At 51.4% G+C, this 26,733-nt stretch carries 16 protein-coding genes; 14 read left to right on the forward strand and 2 right to left on the reverse strand.

All coding sequences use genetic code 11. The features are described 5' to 3' along the window. Window positions 1–86: 86 nt before the first annotated feature. On the forward strand, window positions 87–3,110 hold the full coding sequence (locus AC0YN3_RS08975; protein WP_475774745.1) for a carbohydrate-binding protein: 3,024 nt from the start codon (window positions 87–89) through the stop codon (window positions 3,108–3,110). 93 nt (window positions 3,111–3,203) lie between these two features. Here AC0YN3_RS08975 and AC0YN3_RS08980 read toward each other — a convergent pair whose 3' ends face one another. Further along, window positions 3,204–4,961 (reverse strand): sensor histidine kinase, encoded by a 1,758-nt coding sequence (locus tag AC0YN3_RS08980; RefSeq protein WP_475774746.1) that lies wholly within the window; start codon window positions 4,959–4,961, stop codon window positions 3,204–3,206. A gap of 16 nt (window positions 4,962–4,977) precedes the next feature. After that, the gene (locus tag AC0YN3_RS08985) at window positions 4,978–6,555 is read right to left on the reverse strand and encodes a response regulator (RefSeq protein WP_475774747.1); all 1,578 of its coding nucleotides are present in this window, start codon (window positions 6,553–6,555) and stop codon (window positions 4,978–4,980) included. Window positions 6,556–6,747: 192 nt separating this feature from the next. Here AC0YN3_RS08985 and AC0YN3_RS08990 point away from each other — a divergent pair, with 192 nt between their 5' ends. The 13 genes from AC0YN3_RS08990 to AC0YN3_RS09050 all read left to right on the forward strand — a co-directional run bounded on the left by AC0YN3_RS08990 (window position 6,748) and on the right by AC0YN3_RS09050 (window position 26,732). Further along, window positions 6,748–7,737: an ABC transporter permease gene (locus tag AC0YN3_RS08990; protein ID WP_475774748.1), complete on the forward strand. Its 990-nt coding sequence runs from the start codon at window positions 6,748–6,750 to the stop codon at window positions 7,735–7,737. Between the two features lie 25 nt (window positions 7,738–7,762). Then, window positions 7,763–8,650 carry a carbohydrate ABC transporter permease gene (locus AC0YN3_RS08995; protein WP_183559180.1) on the forward strand — a complete coding sequence of 296 codons (888 nt, stop codon included), beginning with the start codon at window positions 7,763–7,765 and terminating at the stop codon, window positions 8,648–8,650. Window positions 8,651–8,752: 102 nt separating this feature from the next. After that, window positions 8,753–10,372: an extracellular solute-binding protein gene (locus AC0YN3_RS09000; RefSeq protein ID WP_475774749.1), complete on the forward strand. Its 1,620-nt coding sequence runs from the start codon at window positions 8,753–8,755 to the stop codon at window positions 10,370–10,372. Window positions 10,373–10,438: 66 nt separating this feature from the next. Then, window positions 10,439–12,499 (forward strand): alpha-galactosidase, encoded by a 2,061-nt coding sequence (locus AC0YN3_RS09005; RefSeq protein WP_475774750.1) that lies wholly within the window; start codon window positions 10,439–10,441, stop codon window positions 12,497–12,499. A gap of 180 nt (window positions 12,500–12,679) precedes the next feature. Continuing rightward, the gene (gene hflK / locus AC0YN3_RS09010; protein ID WP_475775111.1) at window positions 12,680–13,741 is read left to right on the forward strand and encodes an FtsH protease activity modulator HflK; all 1,062 of its coding nucleotides are present in this window, start codon (window positions 12,680–12,682) and stop codon (window positions 13,739–13,741) included. Next, window positions 13,738–14,604, forward strand: a complete 867-nt coding sequence (hflC, locus tag AC0YN3_RS09015; protein ID WP_475774751.1) for a protease modulator HflC — start codon at window positions 13,738–13,740, stop codon at window positions 14,602–14,604. The genes hflK and hflC overlap by 4 nt, the downstream gene beginning before the upstream one ends. A 170-nt stretch (window positions 14,605–14,774) precedes the next feature. Then, on the forward strand, window positions 14,775–17,849 hold the full coding sequence (locus tag AC0YN3_RS09020) for a discoidin domain-containing protein (RefSeq protein ID WP_475774752.1): 3,075 nt from the start codon (window positions 14,775–14,777) through the stop codon (window positions 17,847–17,849). Window positions 17,850–17,977: 128 nt separating this feature from the next. Continuing rightward, on the forward strand, window positions 17,978–19,768 hold the full coding sequence (locus AC0YN3_RS09025; RefSeq protein ID WP_475774753.1) for a sensor histidine kinase: 1,791 nt from the start codon (window positions 17,978–17,980) through the stop codon (window positions 19,766–19,768). After that, window positions 19,761–21,356 (forward strand): response regulator, encoded by a 1,596-nt coding sequence (locus tag AC0YN3_RS09030; protein WP_475774754.1) that lies wholly within the window; start codon window positions 19,761–19,763, stop codon window positions 21,354–21,356. Before AC0YN3_RS09025 ends, AC0YN3_RS09030 begins: the two co-directional genes overlap by 8 nt. Before the next feature lie 118 nt (window positions 21,357–21,474). Beyond that, complete coding sequence (locus tag AC0YN3_RS09035; RefSeq protein ID WP_475774755.1) at window positions 21,475–22,809, forward strand: ABC transporter substrate-binding protein; 1,335 nt, start codon at window positions 21,475–21,477, stop codon at window positions 22,807–22,809. Between the two features lie 73 nt (window positions 22,810–22,882). Further along, window positions 22,883–23,764 (forward strand): carbohydrate ABC transporter permease, encoded by an 882-nt coding sequence (locus tag AC0YN3_RS09040; protein ID WP_475774756.1) that lies wholly within the window; start codon window positions 22,883–22,885, stop codon window positions 23,762–23,764. Continuing rightward, window positions 23,761–24,582 (forward strand): carbohydrate ABC transporter permease, encoded by an 822-nt coding sequence (locus tag AC0YN3_RS09045; protein WP_183559164.1) that lies wholly within the window; start codon window positions 23,761–23,763, stop codon window positions 24,580–24,582. Before AC0YN3_RS09040 ends, AC0YN3_RS09045 begins: the two co-directional genes overlap by 4 nt. A gap of 26 nt (window positions 24,583–24,608) precedes the next feature. After that, window positions 24,609–26,732 (forward strand): alpha-galactosidase, encoded by a 2,124-nt coding sequence (locus AC0YN3_RS09050; RefSeq protein ID WP_475774757.1) that lies wholly within the window; start codon window positions 24,609–24,611, stop codon window positions 26,730–26,732. Window position 26,733 lies beyond the last annotated feature (1 nt).

Genomic DNA, 26,733 nt, shown 5'->3' on the forward strand with positions numbered 1-26,733 from the left:
ATTCTTGGCTAGTACGGCAGAGGCGACAGCTTTACACTTAGAAAAGTAAGCGCTTTATAAATGAGAACGAACAGGAGGAATGAATAATGACTAAAGTGAAATATGGAAGAAGCATTGGCATGCTCGTGACCTTGCTGCTCCTGTTTCAAACCGCCCTACTTGCTCCAATGGCGATTGCGGAAGCGGACACAGCGATCACGGGTGAGACGGTCTACGCCTTTGAAGCGGAGGCAGCAAGCAACACGCTTACCGGCAAGGCAGAGGTGAAATCATGCGAGGCGGCAACCGGCTGCTCAGGCAATCAACTGGTTGGTAGCCTATGGGGCGGCTCAGCGCTGCAGTTCAACGATGTAAATGTAGCGGCCGCAGGTGTTTATAAGATGACGGTGCATTACATATCGGGCGATCCGAGATCGTTTGCCGTTCGCGTGAACGGTGGACCAAGCGACCCTTACGCGCTGCCCAAAACAGCGGATTGGAATACGCTCGGCACCTACGAGCTGGAGCTTGAGCTGGAGCAGGGAGCAAACACAATCCTATTTGATGACGAAGGCGGCTACTCGCCGGACATTGATCTCATCGAGCTGCAGGCTGCTGAGCCCGGAACGGATCCGAATGAGCCTCCGCTCGGCAGTGGACAAGTGTATGAGGCGGAGTCCAGCCTGAATACGTTATCGGGAAATGCAGCTATCCGAGCTTGCAAAGCGGAAACGGCATGCTCCGGCAATCAAAAGGTGGGCGATATTTGGGGCGGCTCCAAGCTGCAGTTCAATCAGGTCGTAGCGGAGACCGAAGGCAATTATACGCTGGCGGTCAGCTACATTTCGGGGGATCCCCGTTCGGTATCGATTAAAGTGAACGATGGCGAGCCTGAGCCTTATTCGATGCCGGCAACGGCAAACTGGGACACGCTGGGCTTATTCACCATGGAAGTGAAGCTGCAAGTAGGCAGCAATACGATCACGTTCGACGATAACGGCGGATGGTCGCCGGATGTTGATCGAATCGAGCTCATTCGTTCAGAAGCGCCGGGAGAAAATCCGGATGACGTAGACGGGATCGCCAATATCGGTGCACAGGTTGAGGCATCCAAATTCGGCTCGATCAAAGTAGCGCAGCATAAGGCAGGCTTGACGCTGTCGAACGGTACCTATCAAATAACGTATAATACCGATTCCGGGCTTGCCGCTTACGCTTGGAACGGCAAGACGGTTGCCAAGGGCATATACAGCAGCATTCAACTAGACTCGCAGCTCGATAGCAAAAAATACGCTGAGCATGTATTTACTATGAAAGATGTGGAGAAGATCAAGGACGGCCACGGCAAAGGCGTGCGAGTGACAATCGAAAACCGCCAAAGCGGTCTTCCTACGATGAAGCAGATCTATCAGATTTATGAAGGCAAGCCTTATTTTCTGATTAGCCAGCAAGTAAAGGGGCAGCAGACGCTAACCACGAATGAAATGTCCCCACTCATTCTAAATGCAGCCGGAGGAATCGATATCGGCAGCTATGGCGACAACCGCGTGCTGGTTGCTCCATTTGACAACGATGCATGGTCCAGGTACCAAGCCCGGACGATCAACACGAATTTGAACACGAGTAACTATATCAGCTCGGAGCTGACCGCGATTTATGACAATACGAGCCGCGGAGGCTTGGTCATCGGCTCGGTCACGCATGACCAGTGGAAAACCGGCGTGTCTTGGAGCGGATCGAATGACCGCTTGAACAAGCTGAAGGTTTTCGGCGGCTTCACCTCGCCAAGCTCGACACATGATACGCTTCCGCATGGGAAAATTAAGGGAACGACCTTGACATCACCACAAATTCTGGTGGGCTACTATGCGGATTACCGCGAGGGTCTCGAGAGCTTCGGGGAAGCCAATGCGGTCGTTGCGCCGCCGCTTGCCTTTAAGCATGACATTCCAAAAGGCGTGCCTGTAGGCTGGAACAGCTGGGGCGCTTACGAGAGCAGCTTGAGCTATGACAAGGTCGTAGCCGTTTCCGACTTCTTCAAGAAGAATTTGCAGAAATCCAATTTTGCAAACAAAGGCAATGTTTATATTAATATGGACTCCTACTGGGATAATCTATCCGAGCAGCAGCTGAAGCAGGCTGTAAAGGTCATTAATAAAAATGGCCAGAAGGCAGGCATTTACTACGGTCCATTCGTTTATTGGGGAGAAAATATGGAGCAGCCCGTAGAGGGCACGAACGGAAAATATACGTATGGCGATATTATACTGCGGGACGCTAGCGGCAATCCGCTGCCTAAAGTGGACGGCGCCTACGCCGTAGATCCGACCCATCCGGGCGCGAAGCAAAGAATGGACTATTACTTCAAGCGTTTCCTAGATTACGGCTTCGAATATATTAAGATTGATTTCTTGAGCCACGGTTCATTCGAAGGCGTTCATTATGATCCGAAGGTACAGACAGGCATTCAAGCTTATAATCAAGGCATGGCTTATATGAATAAGTCGATTGGAGGCAAAATGTTTATCAGCGCGTCGATCGCGCCGTTATTCCCAAGCCAATACGCGCATGCTAGGCGGATATCCTGCGATATCGACGGTACGCTTGGCAGAACCGAATACCAGTTGAACAATTTGACTTACGGCTGGTGGCAGAACGGCACGATCTATCCATACACCGATCCGGATTATATGTCGCTTGTAAAAGGCGGCTCCTATGCGGCATCGCAGAGCAGAGTCAACTCGGCCGTCATCTCGGGTACGGTATTCATGAATTCGGATGACGTTAACGATCCGGCAGCCCAAGAGCTAATGAAGCAACTGCTCACGAATAAACAGGTGAACGAGGTTGCGTTGAAGGGCAAAGCCTTTAAACCGGTCGAAGGCAATACGGGAACGGCATCTGCAGACGTATTCGTCTTGAAGGACGGCAAGGACTATTATGTCGCCGTATTCAACTTTACGAACGAAGCTGCAGTCCAATCCGTTGATTTCGCGCGTGCCGGCCTGCCGCATGCATCGAAAGTAAAAGTGACGGATCTTTGGACCAACGAGACCGCTCAAGCGACGGGATCCTTGCAAGTGGATTTGCTGGGCGCGCAGTCCAAGCTATTCAAACTGACGGTGAAATAGCAAGAATCATGCACCGCCATTAAACGAAGAACCCCCTTCGGCAGTCTGATGCCGAAGGGGGTTCTTTGGTTATTTTGCTCATCGCACCCATGCCTACCGCCCTGGAATACGGATCGTTACAGTAGTGCCGATGCCGAGCCTGCTGTATATCGATACGCCGTAGGAATCGCCGTACAGCAGCTTGATGCGATTATCGACATTGCGGATGCCGTAGCCGGATAATGCGTCCCCTCTTGCCGGAAGCTCCTGAGCGTGGCTCTCTTGCATGCGCATGCCCATCCCGTCATCAATGACCTTGAGAATAATGTCCGGGCCTTCCCGGTAAGCTTTGATCATAATGTTGATGCCGAGCTTATCGTCCCAAATGGCATGGTTCATCGCATTCTCTACGAAGGGCTGCAGCGTCAGCTTGACGATCGGACAAGGCAAGACGGATTCGTCGATCTGATAATGAACGCGAATAAGCTCGGCGAAGCGAATCTGCTGAATCGCTACGTAATAGCGGGTAAGCTGTATTTCTTCGTGGATCGATATTTTGTTTTTCCCTTTGTTCAAGGAGATCCGGTAAAACTTGGCGAGATCGGTTACCATTTTATTCATTCTAGGATCTGAATTGCGGATGGCAAGCGATGAGATGGATGCGAGCGTGTTGTATAGGAAATGCGGGTTGATCTGAGCTTGCAGCACATTCATCTCCGCTTCCTTTTTATCGATTTCCTTCTTGTACACATCAGAGATCAGAATGCTCAGCCGCTGCGACATTTTGCGAAGCACGTTCCCTAGCTGTCCGATCTCGTCGCGGCCAAGCGGACGGATGTCAATATGCTCGAATTCTTCCCGCTCGATGCGGCGGATGATGCCGACTAAATATTCGACGCGCTTGGTGAACAATCTGGCTGTGACATAGATAAGCAGCGCCATGACGCTGAAGCTGATTAGCGCAAAAAGCAGTATCCGCTTTGCCGTGTTATTGGCTTTGGAGAGAAAGCTGCTATAGGGGACGAGCGAGACGCTTTTCCAGCCGAACTTGGTCGTGTTGTAGACGACCAGCATTTTTTCGCCGTTAAACGTGGTGTCGAAACGGCCTTCCTCACTCCCTGGAAAGTCAGTCGTTATAAACTGCTGCAAAGGAAGGTTCAGCATGCTTTTGTCCTTCGTGGACATAATGATGCCTCGTTCGTTAACGATCAGCACGGTTTTGTCCGAAGACTCCTTCTCCATCAAACGGAATATATCCGATTCTAGAATATTGATTGTCAGAATGCCGTATACCGTATCCAGCTTGCCGATATTCAGCATCCGCGAGAGCGTGAACATCGACGGCTGGTCGATGACGGGAGGCGTGGATATGAACCGTACGTTCCCGTAGGTGTTGAGCAGCGACCGGTAAATGATCGATTTGCGGAAGTCGTCATCCATTCTTCTGATATAAATATCGTCCGTCGGTAGAGAGTCGTTGTTGATATAAACCGAAAGGGATTTAATATCCGGATTGGTTGTCAGCATGTTGGAAAAGGTGCTGTTAATATATTGATAGGCATCCACGTACAAAGAAGGATCCATCGAGTAATCATTCGTCAAATAAGCACGGAGCGTGCTGTTTAAATAGAGCGTTGCCGAAAGCTTCGTGTAGGTATCCAGCTTATTTTCCAAGTTCGAGTTGATCTGGGCGACGGACGATACGGAATTCGTGTACATCTGGTCAGAAAGCTCGCTCTTGACCGTTTGATAGGAATAGGAAACAAAAAAGAGCAAGGGAATAATGGCACCGAGTAAAAACATGACAAATAGCTTTTCTCTCAGCCGTAAATTGTTAAAGGGCCTCGTCAGCCAGCCCGTTAGCCGTTTCATGGACGCTCACTCCAGCCTAAAAATACATTTTCCGAAATTCGTTCGGTGTACTGCCCTTATGCTTGTGGAAGACCGAGCAAAAGTAGGAGACATTCTCATAACCCACGCTATGGGCCACCTCGCGCACCTTTAGCGCTTTATCCTTTAGCAGCTCGGCAGCACGGTTGATTCTGATCTTCGTCAAGTAATCAAGAATGGTTTCGCCCATTTTTTCTTTGAAAATCGTACGGATATAGTTCGGCGAGAGGTATACCTCCTTGGCAATTTCTTCGACAGTCAGCGGCAAGTGATGCCGTTCGGCGATGATCCTGACGATTTGCTCGGCGATCGCTTGATTACGGTCGATCTCCCTTTCACTGGAGGCCTTTCTCATCTCATCGCAGAAATGAAGGACATAGGCCTGAATATGCGCCGCAGAGGGCATCATCGAAATCGCTTTCCAATGATCCGCCAACAGCAGCTCCTTAAGCGAGCCTGCAAGCAGCATGGAGAAATGCTGCTCCAATGCGGTCAATAAACGAATAACGGCCCGGATAGCAAAATTCCGATCCATCCGTTCTTGTTGAATGCGCGCAAATAAGGATTCAAGCGCTATGCGAATCTGTTCCATATCCCCTGCCTGAATCGAGGAAGCCAGCTTCGCGGCGACCTGCTCGACATCCTCGTCGGCTTGCACGGTTGGTTTAAGGTCTTCAGGGACGATGATGCCGCCGCCTATTCGGTAGAACTTCTCTTCGTTGCAGGAGCGGGCTTGCACGTACGCATCCCATATCTGGTCAAGCTCGGTCTGCGGGGAAGACAAGCCAATCGTAACCTCAAATCCGAGGGAGAAGGACAGCTGAGCTTGGAAGGCATTCCAGAAGGCAGCACTGGATACCGGCGAGCGTTGTTCTTCCTTCCATTGATGAAGAATAAACAGCGCATGCGGCGCAGCCTCCACAATCGTAAAGGATGCCCATGACTGCCTCGCAAGGGTCCGAACGAATTCGGTCCGGTCGGCGGGTGCGGCTGCAGCTGCGGAAGATAGCGGAGCGGGATAGCCCGCAGGCGAATCAAAGGTCATATAGGCGGCTGTGAACGGCCTGCCATGTACGAAGTCGGCTGCGCTTTGCTCCCACTTCGTAATCCATTCCGACCGGGCAGCCGGGTCCGGCTCGCTGATCATGCGCATCATCAGCTTCTCGCGAACCCAATCCCCGCTTTGATCCGCCAGTTGGTCCTCTTCGCACTTTTTCTTCACCTTCTCAAGGAGGGCGAGCAGCTCCTCCATATCAATCGGCTTCAATAAGTAGCCAGTCGCTTCAATATTGAGCGCTGCTTTTATATATTGAAACTCGTTATGGCCGCTTAAATAGATGATCTTGACGTTTTTGTCGATTTGCTTCGCTCTTCTGCCGAATTCAAGGCCGTCCATGATCGGCATGCGGACATCCGTCAAAATAATATCAGGCTTAAGCTCGGTCAGCTTGCCTAGCGCTTCTTTGCCGTTGCGGGCGGTTCCTGCCACGTTAATGCCGATTTTGTCCCATGGCACATAATGCTCAATGGTCTCGAGCTCTATCGCTTCGTCATCCACTAATAAAATACTATACATGCCTGTCCCCACCTTTTATCTCATGTAACGGGATGTTTAACTAGTTTATCCGCTATGACGCATTTCAACAATGGAGCATTTGGAAGTGTGTCGCTTTGTGTTACGAATCGGTAAATGCTTGTATAGAATGAGCCGCCCGCCAGACCTATAATGAAAACACAAAGCAACGCAAGACTGGCAGGAGGCTATAACATGGAATCAACAATGAAAGCGGAACCAAGTAAATCCGTACCCCCAAAAGGGAAGCTCGGTATCAAAAAAGCTAGCGTGTGGGGGAGGCTGAAGGAGCAGCGGCTGTTGTACGTGCTCATGCTGCCGGCTTTAATCGTCACGCTGTTATTCTCGTACGTCCCGATGTTCGGGTTGTACATGGCATTTATTAATTATTCGCCTGGCGGCGGTTCGTTCTTCGGACAGTTTTTCACGACGGAATTCGTCGGTCTGGATTGGTTCAATTATTTCTTTACGAACGGTGACTTCTATCGGGTTATGCGGAACACGCTGGCGCAAAGCTTCTTATCCTTGCTGTTTGGCTTCCCGATGCCGATCATTCTGGCACTCATGATCAATGAGCTGAGGAACGGCTGGTTTAAGAAAACATTTCAAACGGTATCCTATATGCCTCACTTTATTTCGTGGGTAATCGCAGCCAATATCATCATTACGGTGCTCTCTTCCGAAGGCGTCCTCAATAACCTATTGACCGGTCTTGGAATTATAAATGAACCGATTCAATTTATGCAGAAGGGTCCTTTGTTCTGGTGGATTATAGCAATATCGAACACATGGAAGGATATGGGCTTCAACGCCATTATGTACTTGGCTGCCATATCGGCTATTAACCCGGAACTATATGAAGTAGCAAAGGTTGACGGAGCAAGCCGCTTGAAGCAGATTGTTCACATTACGCTGCCTTCGATCAAACCTACGGTCATCATTCTCGCTATTCTGGCTGTTGGCGGCATATTGAACGCAGGCTTCGATCAACAATTTTTGCTGCAAAACAATACCGTGCTCCAGTATTCGGAAGTAATCGATACGTACACATATAAATACGGTTTGCAAAACGGGATGTTCTCTTACGGTGCAGCTGTCGGTTTGTTCAAATCGGTCGTCGCTTTCATCCTGGTCCTAAGCGTCAACACGATGGCCAAAAAAATGAATGAGCAGTCGTTGTTCTAGTAAAAAAGAAAGAGGAGATCACGCTATGATCAAGTCCAAAAATGACTTTCTGTTTATGTCCGGCGTTTACTTATTCATCATCGCCGTATTTATCGTAACCTTCTATCCGTTCTGGAATATTTTCATTATTTCATTGAATAGCGCCGAGGATACGCTGCGAGGCAATTTGTATTTGTGGCCGAGAGATTTCAGCTTGGCGAGCTATAAGCAGATTTTATCCGACAGCGAGATTTGGACGGCGATTAAAGTAACCGTGCTGCGGACGGTCGTCGGTACGCCGCTCGCAGTCGTCGTCATCAGCATGCTGGCCTTCTCGCTCAGCAAGAAAGAGCTGGTCGGCAATCGCTTCTGGTCGTTGTACTTTGTATTTACGATGTATTTCGGCGGCGGTCTGATTCCGTATTACATGGTGCTGAAAAGCCTGCACCTGATCGACAACTTTATGGTCTTTATATTGCCGAGCATGATGAACGTCTTCTATATGATTATCGTGCGGACCTTCATGCAGCAGCTCCCTCAGGAGCTCGACGAGTCGGCCAAAATGGACGGCGCCAATTACATGCAAATTTTCTTTAAAATCATTTTGCCGCTGACGACTCCGGTGCTTGCAACCATCGGGATGTTCACGGCGATCATGCACTGGAATTCATGGTTCGATTCCTATGTCTTCACCTACAGCTCGGACCTGAAAACGCTTCAGGCCGTACTGGTCAAAATTTTGAATCAATACCAGACAGGCGCTATGGTCGGCGATGCGCAGCAGCTTGCCGATGCATCGAAACGAATGGCGGTATCGCCGGATACGATTCGGATGGCCGCGACGATGGTTGCAACCCTTCCGATCTTGATGGTGTATCCATTCCTTCAAAAGTATTTCGTGAAAGGCATGACGCTGGGCGCCGTTAAGAGCTAGTCATGCGAAGCACTATTTGTGGAGGTGATGCGATCGCTTAGGCGCAATGTTTTTTAGTTGAAATGTACTATAATAAGATCATGAACAAGGGGGATTTATACGATGAAAATGAAAAAATGGCTTGTAATGTTTCTTAGCGCTATCGTTGTCATTTCGGTTTTATCCGCTTGCGGCTCCAATAATACAAAAAACAACGGCAATGCTCCTGCTGCAGAGAATGGCGGTTCCGGGGAAGCGGGCGACAATGAGCCGTTGACCATTACTTTTTTCGATAAAAATACGGGCGATAAATTCAGCAATGCCGTTGCGGCGGAAATTACGAAACGTACGGGCATTACGGTTGAAATCCAGCAGCCGACGGGCAATCCGGCGGAGAAGCTTAACCTGATGCTGGCGAGCGACGATTTGCCGGACATGATCTTGTTTGACCGCAGAAGCGATCTCGTTAACAAATATATCGAATCGGGCGCCATTATCCCATTAAACGATCTCATCGACGAGTATGGTCCTGACGTTACGACGATGTATGGCGACGTATTGAACAAAACGCGCTACAAGGACGGAAAAAACTACTACTTGTCCAATTGGTACGGCGTTGAAAATGAACCGGTTTACGGCTTCAATATCCGCAAAGATATTTTGAAGGAGCTTGCCCCGGATAAGGCTGAGGGCGGCGTGCCGTTCACCGCATCCGAATTCAAGCAGCTGCTTCAAGATTTCAAGGCGAAATACCCGACGATCGAAGGCAAGGATACGACTGCGCTTACGATGGATGGCGAAAACTTTGGCGGATCGTTCGGCACGTTCAAAGGGATGTTTGGCCTGAAGCAATTCTACGAAAACAATGGCCAAATCCAATTCGATGTCAAGGATCCTAAATACCGCGACATGGTTATGTATATGAATGACTTGTACCGCAGCGGCCTGCTCGACAAGGAATGGGCGATTAACAAGAAGCAAGTATGGGAGCAAAAGCTCGCTACGGGCAACGTTTTCTCAACGACCGGCTCCTATTGGGATCCAGGTGCCGCGAATACGATCCTATTAAAAGATCGCGGCGAGCAGTCGCAGCTATTCCCGTATAAAGTGGTTGCGGACGGCGTAGATCCGGGCCAAACGACGTACGGCGGACGCAGCTCGCTGGGCTGGGACGCGATTACGATTACGAAGAAAAACAAAAATCCAGAGCGCACGATGAAATTTATGAACTTCCTTGCTAGCGAGGAAGGGCAGTACCTCTTGATGTGGGGAGTCGAAGGCGTTCACTGGGATATGAAGGATGGCAAACGTACGCCGCGTCCTGAGGTGCTTGCAGGCTTCAAAAATGATTTCAACAACTATGCGAAGTCTACTGGTATCCGTAAGTGGACTTGGTTCATCAAAAACGGCAAAGGCACAGACGGAACGCCTTATGACCTTGCTGGCCGCTACGAGCGCGGTGTCGTCGACCAAATGGCGATCAAAAACTTGTCGGATTCCGTTTACGATACCGTTCTCTTTGACGCATTGGGGCCGCAGGGCGGAACGCCTGAGGCATTGAATGAGCAAAAGGTGAACGACATTACGAAACAAGCGTTGACGAAAGCGATTATGGCCAAGACCGCTGAGGATGCGGGCACTATCTTTGACAAAATGCTGAGCGACATGAAAGCAGCCGGCGACGAGAAGGTTGAAGCTATCTTTACGACAAACTACAAAGAACGCGTGGAGCTTTGGAAATAATCCAAACGGCGCATAGGGGGCCGGCTCAGCCGGCCTCCTTTCATTATATTAGAGGAGCTGATGAAGATGGAAATCGGAACATTCATGATCGAGCACGGACAAGGCGAATTTATTGTGGCTAATGAGGTTATCCAGGCAACGGCAAACCTTGAGAGCGGCGAGCTTACGCTGCGCTGGAGCAGCGGCGAAGCCTTGAGCGGCCTTTATGCGGAAGCACGCTACGGGCTGGAGCAGCTGCGCTCAACCTATTACGGCAAACATTACGTTCAGAAGTCCGATATTCAACCAATCGAGGACGGGTTTGGCAAAGGCTTGCGCTGGAGCTTTGAACATGAGGAGCTTGGCAAACCGACGCTGCGCCAGCATTTCAGGATGTACGAGCAGCTGCCGTATTTGCTGACTGAGCTTGAGGCGGAGAGTGAATTCGATTGGGAGACGAATGAATTAACGCCGCTTGCCGCTTATTTGAATGATGGAAGCGTAGCCGAATTCGGCGACGGCTCCGGGCCTGTAGAGGAGATCAGAACGCTGTTCATCCCCTTCGATAACGATAAATGGGTGCGTTTTGCATCCCATGCGATTCCTTGCAGCGTGCAGAGCTACGAGACGACGGCGATTTACCGTTCGCAGAGCAGGAACGGCTTTGTCATTGGATCGGTTACGCATGACAGCTGGAAAACGGGTATCGTCGTGGAAGGTACCTTTGCGGAAGCGGTCGGAAGGCTGCGCGTCTTTGGCGGCGCAGCCGACATGCAGACGAGGGACACGGTGGCGCACGGCGCTCTTCGCGGGAAAAGCATCGTATCGCCGACGATCTTCGTAGGCGCGTTCGCCGATTATCGAGACGGGCTTGAGCAATACGGCAAGGCCAATGCCGTTCTTACGCCGGCACTTCCTTGGGAAGGCGGCATTCCGATGGGCTGGAACAGCTGGTCGGCCGTTATGAGCAAGCTGGATTACGAAGTATACACGCATACGTCCGATTTCTTTGCCAAAGAGCTGCAGCAGAACGGCTTCGCTGACGACAACGACAGCTTGTACGTGAATTTTGATGCATTCTGGAACAGCCTGCCCGAGGAACAGCTTAAGGATGCCGTTCGAAGGGTGAAAGGGAACGGCCAGAAGCCAGGCATCTATTATACGCCGTTCGCGTTCTGGGGAAGCAACCCGGATTCACCTGTGGAAGGAACGGATGGCCGCGTGCTCTACCGAGATATCCTCATTAAGGACCAGGCGGGGCAGCCGCTTCCGAAGCTGGATGGCGCGTTCCCGATCGATCCGACGCATCCCGAAGCGCAGGAACGGATCAAAAGAAGCCTCGACAGCTTTGTGGAGCTCGGATTTGACTACGTGAAGCTCGACTTTCTGACGCATGGCGCGATGGAAGGGATCTTCCATGATGTGAGCGTGCGGACGGGTATTCAGGCCTATAACATAGGGATGGCGCTTGTTAGGGATACGCTTGCCCCAGAGCGGGTCGGTCGTCCGTTCTTGATCAATTTGTCCATTGCACCGCTGTTCCCGCATGGCTATGCGCACAGCCGCCGCGTATCCTGCGACGCTTTCGGAATGATTAGCGATACCGAATATATGCTTAACGCGTTAACTTACGGATGGTGGATTAACGACAACCTCTATCGGTACAACGACCCGGATCACGTGGTACTGTACAAGAGCGACAACCAGCGCGCAACCACCGAGCATGAGGGCAGAAGCCGCTTAAACAGCGCCGTAATTGCAGGCACCTCCCTGCTGCTCGGCGATGATTACCGCGAGCCGGAGGCTGCGCGCCGGGCGAAGGAATGGATGACGAACCGCGAGGTTATGGCACTTGCGCGCAGGGGGCAAACCTTTAAGCCCGTTGAGGGAAGAAGCGGCAGCAAGGGCGAGAACTTGTTCGCGCTTCATACCGAGAACGGCGTGTATGCGGCTGCATTCAACTTCGACGGTGACGCGGGAAGCATAATCCTTGCATCATTTGCGAGACTTGGCATAGATTCCTCTAAGGGGATAGTTGTTCGAGATTTATGGAGCGGGCAAGAGCTGCATCTGGAAGCGGGAAGCGGCGAGCATGGCATCGAGCTGGAGCCAGCCGAGTCGAGGCTGCTGCTGTTTAAACAAGCTTAATCGAAGGATAAGCTGCTTAAATCGTAGAAAAACGAAGAGAAATGATTGTTTATTCATAAAAACCAAACAATTTGCGAAAAATCCGTGACCTTTGGCTTACTTTCCCGTATTATCCCCTATAGCGATTTCTAATCGCCTATCTAAGAGATGCTTGAAAGGGGAGAGATGTCATTGAGCTTCATGGATCAGAACCAGAACCAGCCGCAGAATCATAGCATGGGCGGCGGACGGCGGCCGCCAGAGCTGAAACCGGGTACATTAAAGAAAATTATTCTCGGCGCAGCTGCCGCAGTCGTTGTTATTTATGTAGGATCAACTTCCTTCTACACGGTGCAGGAGCAGGAGAGAGCAGCCATTCTTACGTTCGGCAAGTATTCCAATGAGACTTCAGCGGGGTTGCATTTCAAATGGCCTTATCCGATTCAGCAGGTCATAACCGTTCCGGCGGAGCTGACGCAGCGCATCCATATCGGCTACCGCCAAGAGGGCTCGGAATCCATTCCGGTCGATGAGGAAGCGATGATGATCACGGGCGATGAGAATATCGTGTCGGCAGATGCGGTTGTGCAGTGGAAAATTAGCAATATTCATGATTACTTATACAATATCTCGGATGCAGAGCAGTTTTTGCGCAATGCGGCAAGCTCCTCGATCCGTGCGGTAATCGGTTCGGAGAAGCTTGATTATGCGATTACCGACGGTAAAACGGTCATTCAGGATAAGGTTCGGGAGAAGCTGATCGAGCTGCAGGCCAAGTATAAAACGGGCATTCAGATTATCGATATTAAATTCCAGGATATCGAGCCCCCGAGCGGCCAGGTAGCGGAAGCGTTCCGCGAAGTAACGAATGCGCGCGAGGAAAAGAACACCAAGATCAACAATGCCGCGAAATATGAGAACGACCGCATACCGAAAGCGCGCGGTGAAGCGCAGGCTCTGCTTGAGAATGCGGAAGGCCAGAAGAAATCCCGTATCCTGAACGCGGAGGGCGATGTCGCCAAATTCAACGCGATATTCGGCGAATACAAAAACAACCCGAACGTTACCCAAAGCCGCTTGGTGCTGGAGACGCTCGAGAAAATATTGCCGAGCGCCAAAATTTTCATTACGAATTCAAACAGCGATACCGTCAACTACCTGCCTTTGAATGAGCTGCTGAAGAGCGGTAGCGGCAGCACGGTTACGCCGCCTGCCACAACGCCGCCTGCTTCGGAAGCTCCAAAAGGGGGTGACGCGCAATGAAAAGAAACCATTGGATAACCATAATCATTGCGCTGGCCGTCGTCATTCTAGGCTCAGGCTCGATGTTTATCGTGAAGGAAGGCGAATACAAGGTTGTGCTTCGGTTCGGAGAAGCCATGCGGGCCGTTCCCGATCCAGGCTTGAAGTTCAAGCTGCCGTTCATTGAAAACGTGTCGACGCTTCCGAAATATCAAATGACCTATGAGAGCAGCCCGACGACCATACTGACTAAGGACCAGAAGCCAATCGTGGTAGATAACTATACCGTTTGGCGCATTACGAACGCATCGCAGTTTTTGAGAACGGTGCAATCGGTAAGCGGAGGCATCCAGCGAATCGACGAGGCCGTGTACAACTCGGTTAGACGGAAGCTGTCCGAGGTCAATTACGATAACATCATCAGCGAGAACACGGCGCGGGGCAACATCAATGACGAGATTACCAAGGATGTCGTGACGGCGCTGACCAGGGACAACTACGGCATCGAAGTCATTGACGTTCGCATCAAGCGGACGGACTTGCCGGAGGAGAACAAGCAGAGCGTATACAACCGTATGATCTCCGACCGCCAGTCGATTGCGGCAAGGTACTTGTCCGAGGGTGACGAGGAGTCGCGCAAAATTACGTCCAAAGCGGACCGTACCGCGACTGAGCTGCTTGCGCAGGCGCAGGCTGACGCCAAAAAAATCGTTGCGGAAGGCGAGCGCGAAGCTGCCGTCATCTATAACAAAGCATACGGCAGCGATCCGCAGTTCTACAATTTCTACCGGACGCTTGAGAGCTACACGACCACGCTTAAGAATGAGCCGGTCATTATGATTCCGATCGATTCTCCTTATGCCAAAATTTTATTAGGCCAATAACAAGCAGTCCCCTTCGCCTTGGCGGAGGGGATTTGTTTTTGCGGCGATTACAAAATTTTAAACGGTTGATGCACAAAATATTGCATTGTTGGAAGCGCTCTCTAAAGGCAAGATAGAGGTAAGGACATATCGATTGTCCGTCTATCCATCCATGGGGAGGGAAATTAGGAATGAAGCAAGGAATAAGAAGAAGCTTGCAGGTCATGCTTGCGTTTTTGCTGTTGGCGGCGGGAAGTATACCGTTCGGTGCGGCTGTCTCCGCAGCGGCCGTAGTCATCTCTCAGGCAGGCAGTGTTGTAACCGCTACCAACGGGGAGCTAGTCATTACGTACGATCTGTCGGACGGGCGTGGGGATTTCAAATCCGGCAGCACGGTCATCATGTCAGACTTCTATTCGGATTATGGGGTTGTAGGCAGCACAAGCCGCATCAGCTCTTATGATGCCGGAACCCGCTCAGCAAGCTGGGCAGCTATCGGCGCCGACGGATACGGGACTGGCGGCAAGCAGTTGACGATTACGAATACGCTCGCATCCGGGTCGACCATTATTCTGACGATCAAGATGTACGAGAACCGGTCATTCGTGCTTGCGGGCATGACGGTGAACAAGTCTGTCAGCCAAGCGATAAACTTTATGGAGCCGATTGCATCCGCCAATTTGGATATCGGGGCGGGATCGGATAAACGCATTTATACGACGCCTTATACGAACAATTACGATTTCGGGGTGGCGCCTGTCAATGACTTCGGCAGCAGCCAGAACGGGAATGACCGGCCTTACGGAGCCGGAGAAACCTGGGGCGCATTTAACGGGACAAGCTACTGGGTCGCTTCCATGTTCGACAATGCGAACAAGCACGGATTTATTGCGGGCGCCGCGACGACCTTCAAGTGGAAAAGCATGCAATATTTGCGGCAGGCTAGCACGGCTAACGGCAGCTTAACCGGCTTCTCCGTTTATAATGCGGGAGGCCAGCAGAGCGGCACCTCGGTAGCCAGCGATCAATTTTTCTTGGGATATTTCTCTGACTACCAAGCAGGGCTTGAGCAATTCGGCGAAATGTACGCCGTAGCCGAGCCGAAGCTGGACTGGACCGACGATGTGCCAATCGGCTTCAACACATGGTACGCGTACTATACCTATCCGACAGCTGACGCGATGCTGCCGATGACCGATTATTTCGAAGAGCACCTGAAATCGCTTGGCTACAACTACATGAATCTGGATTGCTGCTACCAAGGCGTGGAAGGGGCAACCGATTTGCAGAACCTGGAGGATTTCGTGGACTATGTGCACGGGAAGGGAATGAAGGCAGGCACTTACTCGGCACCGTTCGCGATCTTCGACGACTTGGCCGATACGGTACCGGGCACCTCCTACACATTCGGCAATATCGCGCTGAAGGATGCAAGCGGTAGCCCGATCAAATCGTATATCAACACGTATATCGTGGATGCGACGCATCCGGGAGGGCGGGCTTACATCCAGTGGGTCATGGACAATTACCATGTAGCGCCGGGATTTGATTACGTAAAGCTTGATTTCATCGACCTCGGCATGTATGACGGGAAGTTTTACGACACGACGAAAAACGGCATGCAAGCCTATCGGATCGGCATGGAATTAATGCGCGATACGCTGCTGGCTGCTCCGCAGGACATCTATATCAACGAATCGATCGCTCCGCTTCTGCCAGGCGGGTACGCGCATGGCAGAAGGACTGGCGTCGATACGACAATCGGGCTTGAGTCCTATCCGGGCATTGAGCGTCAGGCATTCAACGCGGCAGCCTCCTGGTGGACGAATGGGACGCTGTACGCCTATAACGACGTGGATATGATTTTCCCGGAAAGCGTCATTGACGGGTTCAATAAAGTGACGCTTAACGAAGGCACGCTGCTCTCCACGGCGATCGCGCTCGGAGGCGGGCATTGGCTGGTCGGAGACAATGTACCGTTTATTTCGGAGGACAGAATGGCTATTCTGCAAAACGAGGGCATTCTGGATTTGGTCAAAAAAGGAAACGCGGCTAAGCCGGTTAGAATGACTAATTTCTATCATAAGCTTGAGCATTCGCCGAGCGCGATCTACTTAACGGACACGAACGGAGACCGTATCGTCGGTTTATCGAACTGGGATATGAACAACGCATCTGCCGTTACGGTTTCATTCAGCGATCTCGGGTTAAGTCCAAGCACGGCGTTTACCTTGACCGAAATCTACAGCCAGACGAAGCTTGGGACGTACACGGGCAGCTTTGCTAGGACGTTGAAGCCTGGCGAATCGATCATCGTCCGGATATCTGCGAATGCCTCATCGCTTCCGATTGCGCCGACGAGTCTAGCGCTCGGTAAAACGGCGACGGCATCGTCCACTTGGTCTGCCGGAGCAGGCTATGAGGCATCCAAAGCGATCGATGGCAGCCTAAGCACGAGATGGAGCGCCGAGAACGGAACTTCAGGCAATCAGTGGCTGGAGGTTAATCTTGGCTCTGCCACAAACGTGAACCGTGTCGTCGTCAGCGAATACGGCTCCGGAAGCCAGAGCTTCCAGATCGATACGTATGCGCTGCAATATTGGAATGGCTCGAGCTATGTGAATCTCAGCCAGAACTTTACGGTCGGGGACCGCAGAATATTCAACTTCCCGACTGTCTCCACATCCAAGCTCAGATTATACGTGAAGAGCGCAAGGTTCATTCCGTCCATTCAGGAAATCGAGATTTATAACGTTGCTGGCAATACGGGCAGCCGAATCGATCAGGACAACAGCGGATCAGCGTATTCGACGTATTCGGATATCCGCGCTTCGATTCAGCGGATGCAAACCTTCAGCCTTACGCAGTCGAGCTTACCGAGAATGGATGTGTATCTGTACGAGAACTACGTGAACAAACTGCCGGAGGATAACTTGTATCTCGACATCGTGTTATTGGATGCAAGCAGCAACCCGGTGCAGACGCTATTCAGCGCCGCCCTGCATCCGAGCAATATACCTGGGGCCGCTACGCCGTATGCCGTTTATCCGAGGTTGACGGGGCTGGATACGACGAAGAAATACGGGCTCGTGCTGCGTTCACCGGAAACGCTCGACGACAGCTCAACAAGCAATAAGTACGGTTTTGCGTATAGCGACGCGAATCCGTATGCCGGGGGCTTCGCCAGACTTTCAACGAATGGCGGCTCGACTTGGTCAACCGAGAGCAGCGGAAACCGCGATTTGATCTTTACCATTTATAAATAAAGCAAGAGGTGGACGGTCCTAGCGGCGAAATTGGCTGCAGGACGTCCGCTTTTTCTTGTTTGGATAAAGGTATTCGGGCAGCGGCTGTCGTAGAGAGAAGTGTGAATTGACTTTATGGAGGTAGGCTTATGCTCAGGTTCCTGCTTAATCGCAGCATCAAGACAAAGATCGTATGGAGCACCGTAATCATATCTCTCATCCCGCTGCTTATTCTCTCTTATTTGTTCTATGATACCAATGCCCGTTCACTGGAGCGGACCATGTACCGCAGCTCTGACCAGAACGCGGACTACATGTCTGATTATTTGGACAAATACTTTCAGAATTTATCGGCCTCCGCCCTGCAGGTTTATGGCTTCCAGCGAATTATGAACCTGATGGAACACGGCATTGATTACAATAGCGAGGAATTTTTATTTCTGAAGGACTCGTTGAGCAATTACTACCGGCTGGTCGAGAGCAGGAATGAAAATATCATTAAGGTGATGATTTACGGCAAAGACAATAAGCTTGCCGACAATTGGTCGCGGGCGGCCAGCTACGACAATATACGCCTTGGGGAGAATACGCCGTATTTCGAAGAACTGCTGGATCTGCAGTACCAGCATTCCTTGATGTTCAATTACACGGATGCTGCGCTGCAGCAGCGGTTGTTCGTCTACGGAGTGACGATCTACGATCCGTTCTACCGAACGAAAACAGGGACGCTAATCTTTTATATCCAAAGCAAAGAGATCGATAAAATCATCAAAACGTATAATTACGAGCCGAATGAAATTATATTGCAGAATAGGCACGGCGAGCCGTTCTATCTAACCTCGGACCATTACGTCTCAGCCATCGATCCGTATGAGCCGCCGAATTTGCCGGTAGGGAAAGAGAAGCATAACCTGCGTTTCTCCGAGAACAAGAGCTTGCTCATCAATACGTCTTTTATAAATAACGGAAATATAAGATTATCGATCGTCTACCCGAATACGGAGCTGGAGCACAGCCGGGAACAGCTCATGAACATTACGGTCAGTGCACTCGTGCTTGTGCTGCTGTTTATTTTCCTGCTGTCGCTGCTGTCGCAGCAATTCATAACGAAGCCGCTCTTTCTGTTAGGGAAAGCGATGAAGGCGGTCAGGAACGGCAATTTTCAAATTACGGTCAAACAGCCGACGCTTTGGCGCGACGACATATCGGAGCTTACGCGCAGCTTTAATTTCATGACGGACAAGATCCGCACGATGATCGAAACCGAATACGAGATGCAGCTGCGGAATAAGGAAGCGCATATTATGGCGCTGCAGATGCAGATTAACCCGCATTTCCTCTACAATACGCTGCAGACGATTGGCGGCAAAGCCGTGCTGATGGGCGACTACGAGATTCATGAAATGTGCCGCGCGTTAGGCGATCTGTTTCGCTACAGCTTCTATGAAGGCAATATGGAATCGACGCTGCGGATGGAGCTCGTGCATGCGAACAATTATTTGTACATCCAGCAGCTTCGCTTCGAGAATGCGATCGAGCTGGTGATTGACGTGCAGGAAGAGCTGATGGATATGACGATCATCCGCTTCGTGCTGCAGCCGATTATAGAGAATGTCATCGTGCACGGCCTTGTGAAGGACGATCAGAAGGAGCTTCTGATCCGGATTGGAGCTGTCTTCAAATCGGGAAATTTCATTCTAACGGTACAGGACAACGGCCCAGGCATGGAACCAGGCAAATTAGAGTCTTTAAGGTCGGACCTCAAATATAAATCGAAGGAACTGTTTGACGGCGTGTCCATCGGACTGAAAAACGTGCATGAGAGGCTGAAGCTCGTGTACGGATCCGCTTACGGGCTGGAAATCAACAGCCGATTAGGGATAGGTACCGAAATTGCAATCATCATACCGGATAGAAAGAAGGAACCCTCGGATGTATAAGGTGATGGTAGTTGACGATGAGCCATGGGGCAGGAAAGCAATCAGCAAAATGATAAGCGAGCTTGCGCCAAGGCTTGAAGTCATTGCGGAAGCGAGGCACGGGGAGGAGGCGCTGGCACTCATTGGGATCAGCAGGCCGCATATCGTTGTGACGGACATGAATATGCCGGTGATGAACGGGCAGGAATTTCTAGCCAGGCTGCACCGGGAATATAACGAAATCAAAGTGATCGTGATTAGCGGCTATTCGGAGTTCGAGTATTTAAAAGCGGCGCTCACTTACCGTGCCTGCGAATACGTATTGAAGCCCGTTTCGGCGGCGGATTTGCGGGAAGCGATGGCGAAAGCGATCGAGGCGATTCAAAACGAATCGAGCCTGCTGGAGCAGAAAAAACATGCCGAGGACGTGCAGAGCCTGAAGCGGGAAGCATTCCTTCAGCATATAGCGAGCGGCCGCATCCATAATGTAGCCGATATTTACGAGCAGGCGGATAGGCTGGGAATCCCGTGCGCGCAGGAACGTTTCTGCGTCGCGCTCGTTTCGCTGCGTCAATATAGGCCCATCGCAGATATAAAATTCCATGGCAACGCAGACCTATTGATGTTCAGCGTGGAGAACGTTTGGCATGAGCTTCTAAGCGCGGATTCGCCGCTCGTGTTCAAGACGGATAACCGGGAGCGGATCGTGCTTGCTTTCCCTGAGCCCTACTATGACCGGGCCGATATCAAGAGCTTGCTCGATCGGTTTCAGGAAGCGATGAAGAGGATGTACGCTGCTGACGTGCTTGTCGGGCTAAGCAAGGCAGGCGCTAAGCTGGAGCAGCTTCCTGCCGCTTTCGAATCGGCGCATGGCGCATTGCTCGCGAATGGCTTCCATGCTGCGGGACTGTGCATATGCGAGCAGGAAGTTATCCGGACCGACGCTGCCGGAGGTTTGCTTAATACCTTCGAGTCGAAGGCGTTCAAACAGGCGATCGCTTCACGCAGCGGCAAAGACATGAAACGCATCGTGGAGAGCTTGGCGAACAAAATCAGGCAGCTGCCGGATATCACGATACGCGAGGTGCATAGGGAGCTTACGCATCTGGCTGACCTGCTAAGCATGTCCCCAGGCGCAGCCTTGACACGACCAGCGATCTTTGAGCCGAAAGCGATCGCGCATATATTGGATGGCAAGGAGCTGGGCAGCTGGCTTGCCAGCACGGCCTTGTTCATCGACAACATAGCGCTCAGCCAAGAGAAATCGGAAACCGATCAGACTATTCGCGATATTGCCGCGTTTCTCGATGAGCATTATTTTGAGGATTTGAGCTTGGTCGACGTGGCTACGAGGTTTCATATCGATCCGAGCTATTTAAGCAAGCTGTTCAAATCGGTTACGGGCGAAAATTTCATCGAGTATATGAGCCGGAAAAGAATCGAGAAGGCATGCGAGCTGCTTAGCGGCTCTGATCGTAAAATCGTGGAAATCGCGGAGCTGACCGGGTACGAGAACCAGCGCTATTTCAGTCAGGTTTTCAAAAAAATGAAAGGCCAGACGCCGTCCGAGTATAGGGAAGCGAGCTTGGATAAAGAAAGCCCAGTCTAAAAAATTGAACATAAGGTGCACAATTTTTTAAATTACGGTTTGGGCTGCCGGGTTCTATGATAGAGGTAGAGCGAAGCAGATTCGTTCGCCACTCCATATTTCGCAAAGGGGAATTAGAATGAACAAAAGAGTATACGTAAGCTTTTGCCTCGCTATGCTGATGCTGCTTCTGGCTGCTTGCGGCGGCAATGACGGCGCGCCTGCAGCAACGGAAGAGGCCGGCAATAAAGGGGCAGAGGAGACCGAAGCAACGCAGGCTCCCGTGGAAGAGAAGCCCGTGACCATTTCCTTCATGCACTTTAAGAGCGACGTGACCGATGGGGTAGCCAAGATCGTCGAGCAGTTCGAGAACGAGAACCCGAACATCAAGGTAGAGGTTCAGCCGGTCAAATACGACGATTATTATACGCTGATCAAAACGAAGCTGGCAGGTGGGGACATTATCGACGTGTTCACGCTGAACTCCGGCGCCCAAGCGAAGCTGTTCTCAGACGGCGGGTATATCATGGACCTGACCGGACAGCCGTTTCTATCGAACTTTGATGAAAGCGTGCTGAAAGGGCAAGCAACGGACGGCAAAAATTTCGTTATGCCGATAAACGGCGGACCGATCGCCGTTTTTTACAACAAGAAAATATTTAAAGATTTAGGTCTCGAAATTCCAAAAACATACGATGCCTTGCTGGAAGCGGCTAACCAAATCAAGGCTGCCGGGAAAACGCCGTTCGCGCTCGGGTGGAAGGACGGCTGGACGCTTGGCATGTGGGCGACTCGCGATCTTCCGAGCTTAACGGCGCTTGAAGAGGGCCAAACGGACTTCTTCCAAAAGCTAGAGGTTGGCGAAGCGAAATTCGCGGATAACCCTGCAGTCAAAGTAACCATTGAGCGCGCGAAGAAGCTGTTCGAGCTTGGCAATAAGGATCAGCTTGGCGTAGACTACAATGGCGCGGTGGATCTTTTCTCCAAAGGCGAAGTCGGCATGATGTACATGGGTACGTGGCCGCTCCTTGATATCGAGAAGAAAAATCCGGACTTCTATAATAACGACCTCGGGTATTTCCCGTATCCGTTCAGCAACGACCCGGCATTGAACAAGCTAGAATTTAATCCGGATGCATCGCTAGCCGTAGCAAGCAATACGCCGCATAAGGAAGCCGCATTGAAATTCATGGCGTTCATGGCAAGCAAGCAGGGCGGAGACGCTTGGGTTAACAATATCAAATCGCTCAGCTACGTAAAGGGCTCTACGACAAGCATCGCGCCGGCGATGGATGAATTGCAGCCATACTTCGATCAAGGCCTGACGTATGACTCGCAAATTTACTTCGCGAACACGACGCTTGACTGGTCAACGCAATTCAGCCAGCAGCTGCAAAAATATTTCTTCGGCAAAACAACGCCGGAGAAAATCATTGCGGAGATGGATGATTGGATCGCCAAAAACCATAAATAACTTTACGGAAGCAAAAACACGGCTGAGCGGGAGCCTATATCCCGCTCAGCCGTATTTTTGGAGAGGAGCAGCTATGAGCGTTTTCAAGCGGACAGTAAAAAATGAATTTTGGTACGTGCTGTTTCTAATGCCTGGTTTTTGTTTATTCGCATTGGCGCTGCTGGTTCCGCTCGGCATGGGAATCAGATACTCCTTCACCGATTGGGACGGCGTATCCCAGTCGCTCCGGTATATCGGATGGGGCAATTACAAAAATGCGCTGACGGATGACGATTTGTGGATGGCTTTAATCAATACGTTTAAATACGCCATCATCCTAACGGTTGTGGTGAACGTTTTATCCTTGCTGTTCGCTCTGTTGCTGGATTCCTATTTGAAATTCAGAAATGTATTTCGTACCGTATTCTTTTTGCCAAGCGTCATTTCCATCGTGCTTTCAGGCTTTATATGGAGCTACAACTACAGCACGGGCCTTCCCAAATTGTTCAGCTTCTTCGGCTTTGACAATGTGACAAGCCCGCTCGGCAATCCGAGCTATGCGCTGTTTGGCGTCATTGTCATTGCGGTCTGGCAGGGAATCGGCGCGCCTATGATTATATATATCGCGGGACTTCAGGGCATTCCGCAGGAGATCGTCGAGAGTGCGAGAATAGACGGAGCGGGAACGTCCAAAACGCTGTGGCATATCGTATTGCCGCTGCTTGCCCCGTCCTTCACGATCAATATGGTGCTTACGTTGACGGGCGCCTTAAAGGTGTTCGACCTGGTGTTTGTAACGACGCATGGCGGGCCGGCGTTCGCTACCGAGGTTATGTCCACTTACATTTACAGCAGCTCCTTTGCTTCCTATAAGGGGGGGTACGGCATGGCGCTATCGATGATCTTTTTCGTCGTCCTTGTCATCGTGACGCTCATCCAGCTCTCGGTGTTTAGAAGAAGAGAGGTGGAAGCATGAGGAAGGTCAGGCATATTTCCGTTTTTATACTCGTTTCGGCATTGGCAATCGTCTTTCTGTTTCCCTTCTACGTGGCGGTGCTGATGGCGTTCAAATCGCCCCAGGAAACGTATGACGCTTTTTATGCGCTGCCGGCTAAGCTTGATTTGGCCAACTTCGCGCACGCGTGGGATACGTCCCATTATCCGACCGCATTTATGAACAGCTTGATTATTACCGTTGTGGCCATCGGGTTAATCGTGACCATTTCGGCAATGGCCGGCTATTCGATCGCGAGGCGGAACAAAAAGTTTTATCAGATGTTTTTCGTTCTGTTCCTCGCGGGCATGATGGTTCCTTTCCAAATTACGATGCTGCCGATTTATAAGCTTGGCAAAACGCTCCATATGATCGATACGCATTGGGGAATTATTCTCATTTACGGCGGTGCAGGCATCCAGATGGGGGTGCTGTTCTATACCGGCTTCATTCGGGCGATTTCGAGAGAAATCGAAGAAGCGGCTACCATCGACGGCTGCTCGACACCGGGCATATTTTTTCGGATTATTCTGCCGCTGCTGAAGCCGGTAACGGCGACGGTGCTCGTTCTGAACGCGCTCTATATATGGAATGACTTTTTGCTGCCGCTCTTGTTTTTGCAGGATGCGTCTTACCGGACGATTCCGCTGCAGCAGTACTTTTTCTTCGGGCAGTACAGCAGCGATCTGAACCTGGCGTTCGCATACGCCGTTATGGGCATGGTCCCCATTATCGTTTTTTTCTTGTTCATGCAAAAATACATCATCAAAGGCATCGCCGCTGGCGCAGTCAAAGGCTAGCTTACAGCAGCGCATAAACAGAAGGAGTGTTTACTTTGCCCATTACTTATTTGGAAGCATCGAAGATCTTCGAAATTCGCACGAAGCGTTCATCCTATATTTTCGGCATCAACGAGAAAGGAAACCCCCAAAGCTTGTACTGGGGGGAGCCGGTCGAAGCATCGGAGACCGCCGATCTGCTGAAAGGCTGGGGACACAGCTCCTTTGATGCCAGCATCGAGCGGGACATGGAGGAGTACGGCGGCTGGGGCGGAAGCCACTACTCGGAGCCTTGCCTAAAAGTTAGGTTCGCAGACGGCGTTCGCGATTTGAAGCTTGCGTATGAGAGCTATGCGATTATGCATGACAATGAACTGATCATTTCCTTGGCAGATATGCATTATGCGCTTAAGGTCGAGCTACGCTACAAAGCCATTCCTGAATATGACATAATCGAGCGAAGCGTATGCATTCGCAACGAGGAAGCCTCGGCTGTCGTTGTCGAGCAGGCGCTTGCCGCAGCTTGGTCCATGCCAGCTATGTCTGCTTACCGGCTGACGCATGTCAGCGGCCGCTGGGCAGGGGAATTCCAGCTGCGAAGCGACCAATTGACCGAAGGCAAGAAGGTGCTGGAATCCCGTAGAGGGTTTACCGGAGCGAGCGCCAATCCTTGGTTTGCCATCGATATCGGGAAAGCGGATGAACGCTCCGGCAGCGTATGGTTCGGGGCGCTTGCTTGGAGCGGCAACTGGAAAATGGTCGTTGAGAAGTCTAACTTCGGACGTGCTCGGGTAAGTGGCGGGATTAACGATTTTGACGGCGCCTTCACGCTTGCTCCCGGCGCGGCTTACCGATCGCCGGCGTTCGTGGGCGGGTTCGCCTCCGACGGGTTCGGCGACATGAGCAGAAAGCTGCATCGTTACCAAAGCGAATATGTTCTGCCGGGTTCCCGCATTCGAAAGGTGTTGTATAATTCCTGGGAGGCGACGGAGTTCGCCGTATCCGTTCAGGGACAGAAGGAGCTCGCGAAGCGGGCAGCCGCAATAGGCGTCGAGCGATTTGTCGTGGATGACGGCTGGTTTGGCGGCCGGAACAGCGACAGGGCGGGACTAGGCGATTGGCAGGTGAATCCGGAGAAGTTCCCGAATGGCCTGCAAGAGCTTATCGATGAAGTGAAGGCGCTTGGCATGGAGTTCGGGATTTGGGTCGAGCCCGAGTCCGTCAATCCTGACAGCGAGCTGTACCGCAAGCACCCGGACTGGGCGTATCAATTCCCGACACGCGAGGGCACGCTGCTGCGCAATCAGCTGCTGCTTAACCTCGGCAAGCCGGAAGTAAAGGCATTCGTCCTCGGCTTCATGAAGGAGCTGCTCGGCACGTACGATATTTCGTTCATCAAATGGGATATGAATCGAACCGTCACGGAGCCTGGCGCGCTGCCGCTGCATGAGCAGCTTGGCGAATCGGTTTGGAACAGGCATGTCGAGAACTTGTACGAGATTTGGGCAGAGCTGAGAATGAGCTTTCCCCACGTGGAGTTCGAGACCTGCGCGGGCGGCGGAGCACGCATCGATCTAGGCATCCTACGTTATGCGGACCAGGCATGGGTTAGCGATAATACGGATGCTCGCGATCGCCTGTCGATACAAGAGGGCTTCACCTTTGTATACAGCCCCTCGGTTATGATGTGCTGGGTCACGGAATCCCCGCATGGCTTGAACGGGAGAAGGCTGCCGCTGTCCTTCCGTTTCCACAGCGCCATGATGGGCGGTCTCGGCATTGGCGCGAACATTAGCTGCTGGACGGAAGAAGAGGCGGCGGAAGCCAGCAAGTATATCGCATTATATAAGCAGATCAGATCAACCGTAACGGAAGGCAGCTTGTACCGTCTGGCTTCATTTGCGGACGGAAATACAGCTGCCTACCAATACGTGAGCAGGGATGGGCAGGAGGCTGCCGTCTTCGCGTTCCAGCAAGCGCAATATTTCGGCTATCAGGAAAAGAGAGTGAAGCTGCAGGGCTTGGAGCCTGGCAGAACATACGAAGTGTTATCCGAGAATGGGAACAGCGTCGTAAGGCACGGTTCCAATCTAATGCAAATCGGGATACCCCTCGAGTTGTCCGGGGATTATGCGAGCAGCATGGTTAGACTGAAGCTGCTCGCGGAGTAAG

It is taken from the genome of Paenibacillus sp. J22R232, from assembly GCF_056269165.1.

What these genes read in the sequence shown, in the direction of transcription:
- AC0YN3_RS08975 (WP_475774745.1), top strand. Translation starts at nt 87, where the DNA reads ATGACTAAAGTGAAATATGGAAGAAGCATTGGCATGCTCGTGACCTTG.
- AC0YN3_RS08980 (WP_475774746.1), bottom strand. Translation starts at nt 4,961, where the DNA reads ATGAAACGGCTAACGGGCTGGCTGACGAGGCCCTTTAACAATTTACGG.
- AC0YN3_RS08985 (WP_475774747.1), bottom strand. Translation starts at nt 6,555, where the DNA reads ATGTATAGTATTTTATTAGTGGATGACGAAGCGATAGAGCTCGAGACC.
- AC0YN3_RS08990 (WP_475774748.1), top strand. Translation starts at nt 6,748, where the DNA reads ATGGAATCAACAATGAAAGCGGAACCAAGTAAATCCGTACCCCCAAAA.
- AC0YN3_RS08995 (WP_183559180.1), top strand. Translation starts at nt 7,763, where the DNA reads ATGATCAAGTCCAAAAATGACTTTCTGTTTATGTCCGGCGTTTACTTA.
- AC0YN3_RS09000 (WP_475774749.1), top strand. Translation starts at nt 8,753, where the DNA reads ATGAAAATGAAAAAATGGCTTGTAATGTTTCTTAGCGCTATCGTTGTC.
- AC0YN3_RS09005 (WP_475774750.1), top strand. Translation starts at nt 10,439, where the DNA reads ATGGAAATCGGAACATTCATGATCGAGCACGGACAAGGCGAATTTATT.
- hflK (WP_475775111.1), top strand. Translation starts at nt 12,680, where the DNA reads ATGGATCAGAACCAGAACCAGCCGCAGAATCATAGCATGGGCGGCGGA.
- hflC (WP_475774751.1), top strand. Translation starts at nt 13,738, where the DNA reads ATGAAAAGAAACCATTGGATAACCATAATCATTGCGCTGGCCGTCGTC.
- AC0YN3_RS09020 (WP_475774752.1), top strand. Translation starts at nt 14,775, where the DNA reads ATGAAGCAAGGAATAAGAAGAAGCTTGCAGGTCATGCTTGCGTTTTTG.
- AC0YN3_RS09025 (WP_475774753.1), top strand. Translation starts at nt 17,978, where the DNA reads ATGCTCAGGTTCCTGCTTAATCGCAGCATCAAGACAAAGATCGTATGG.
- AC0YN3_RS09030 (WP_475774754.1), top strand. Translation starts at nt 19,761, where the DNA reads ATGTATAAGGTGATGGTAGTTGACGATGAGCCATGGGGCAGGAAAGCA.
- AC0YN3_RS09035 (WP_475774755.1), top strand. Translation starts at nt 21,475, where the DNA reads ATGAACAAAAGAGTATACGTAAGCTTTTGCCTCGCTATGCTGATGCTG.
- AC0YN3_RS09040 (WP_475774756.1), top strand. Translation starts at nt 22,883, where the DNA reads ATGAGCGTTTTCAAGCGGACAGTAAAAAATGAATTTTGGTACGTGCTG.
- AC0YN3_RS09045 (WP_183559164.1), top strand. Translation starts at nt 23,761, where the DNA reads ATGAGGAAGGTCAGGCATATTTCCGTTTTTATACTCGTTTCGGCATTG.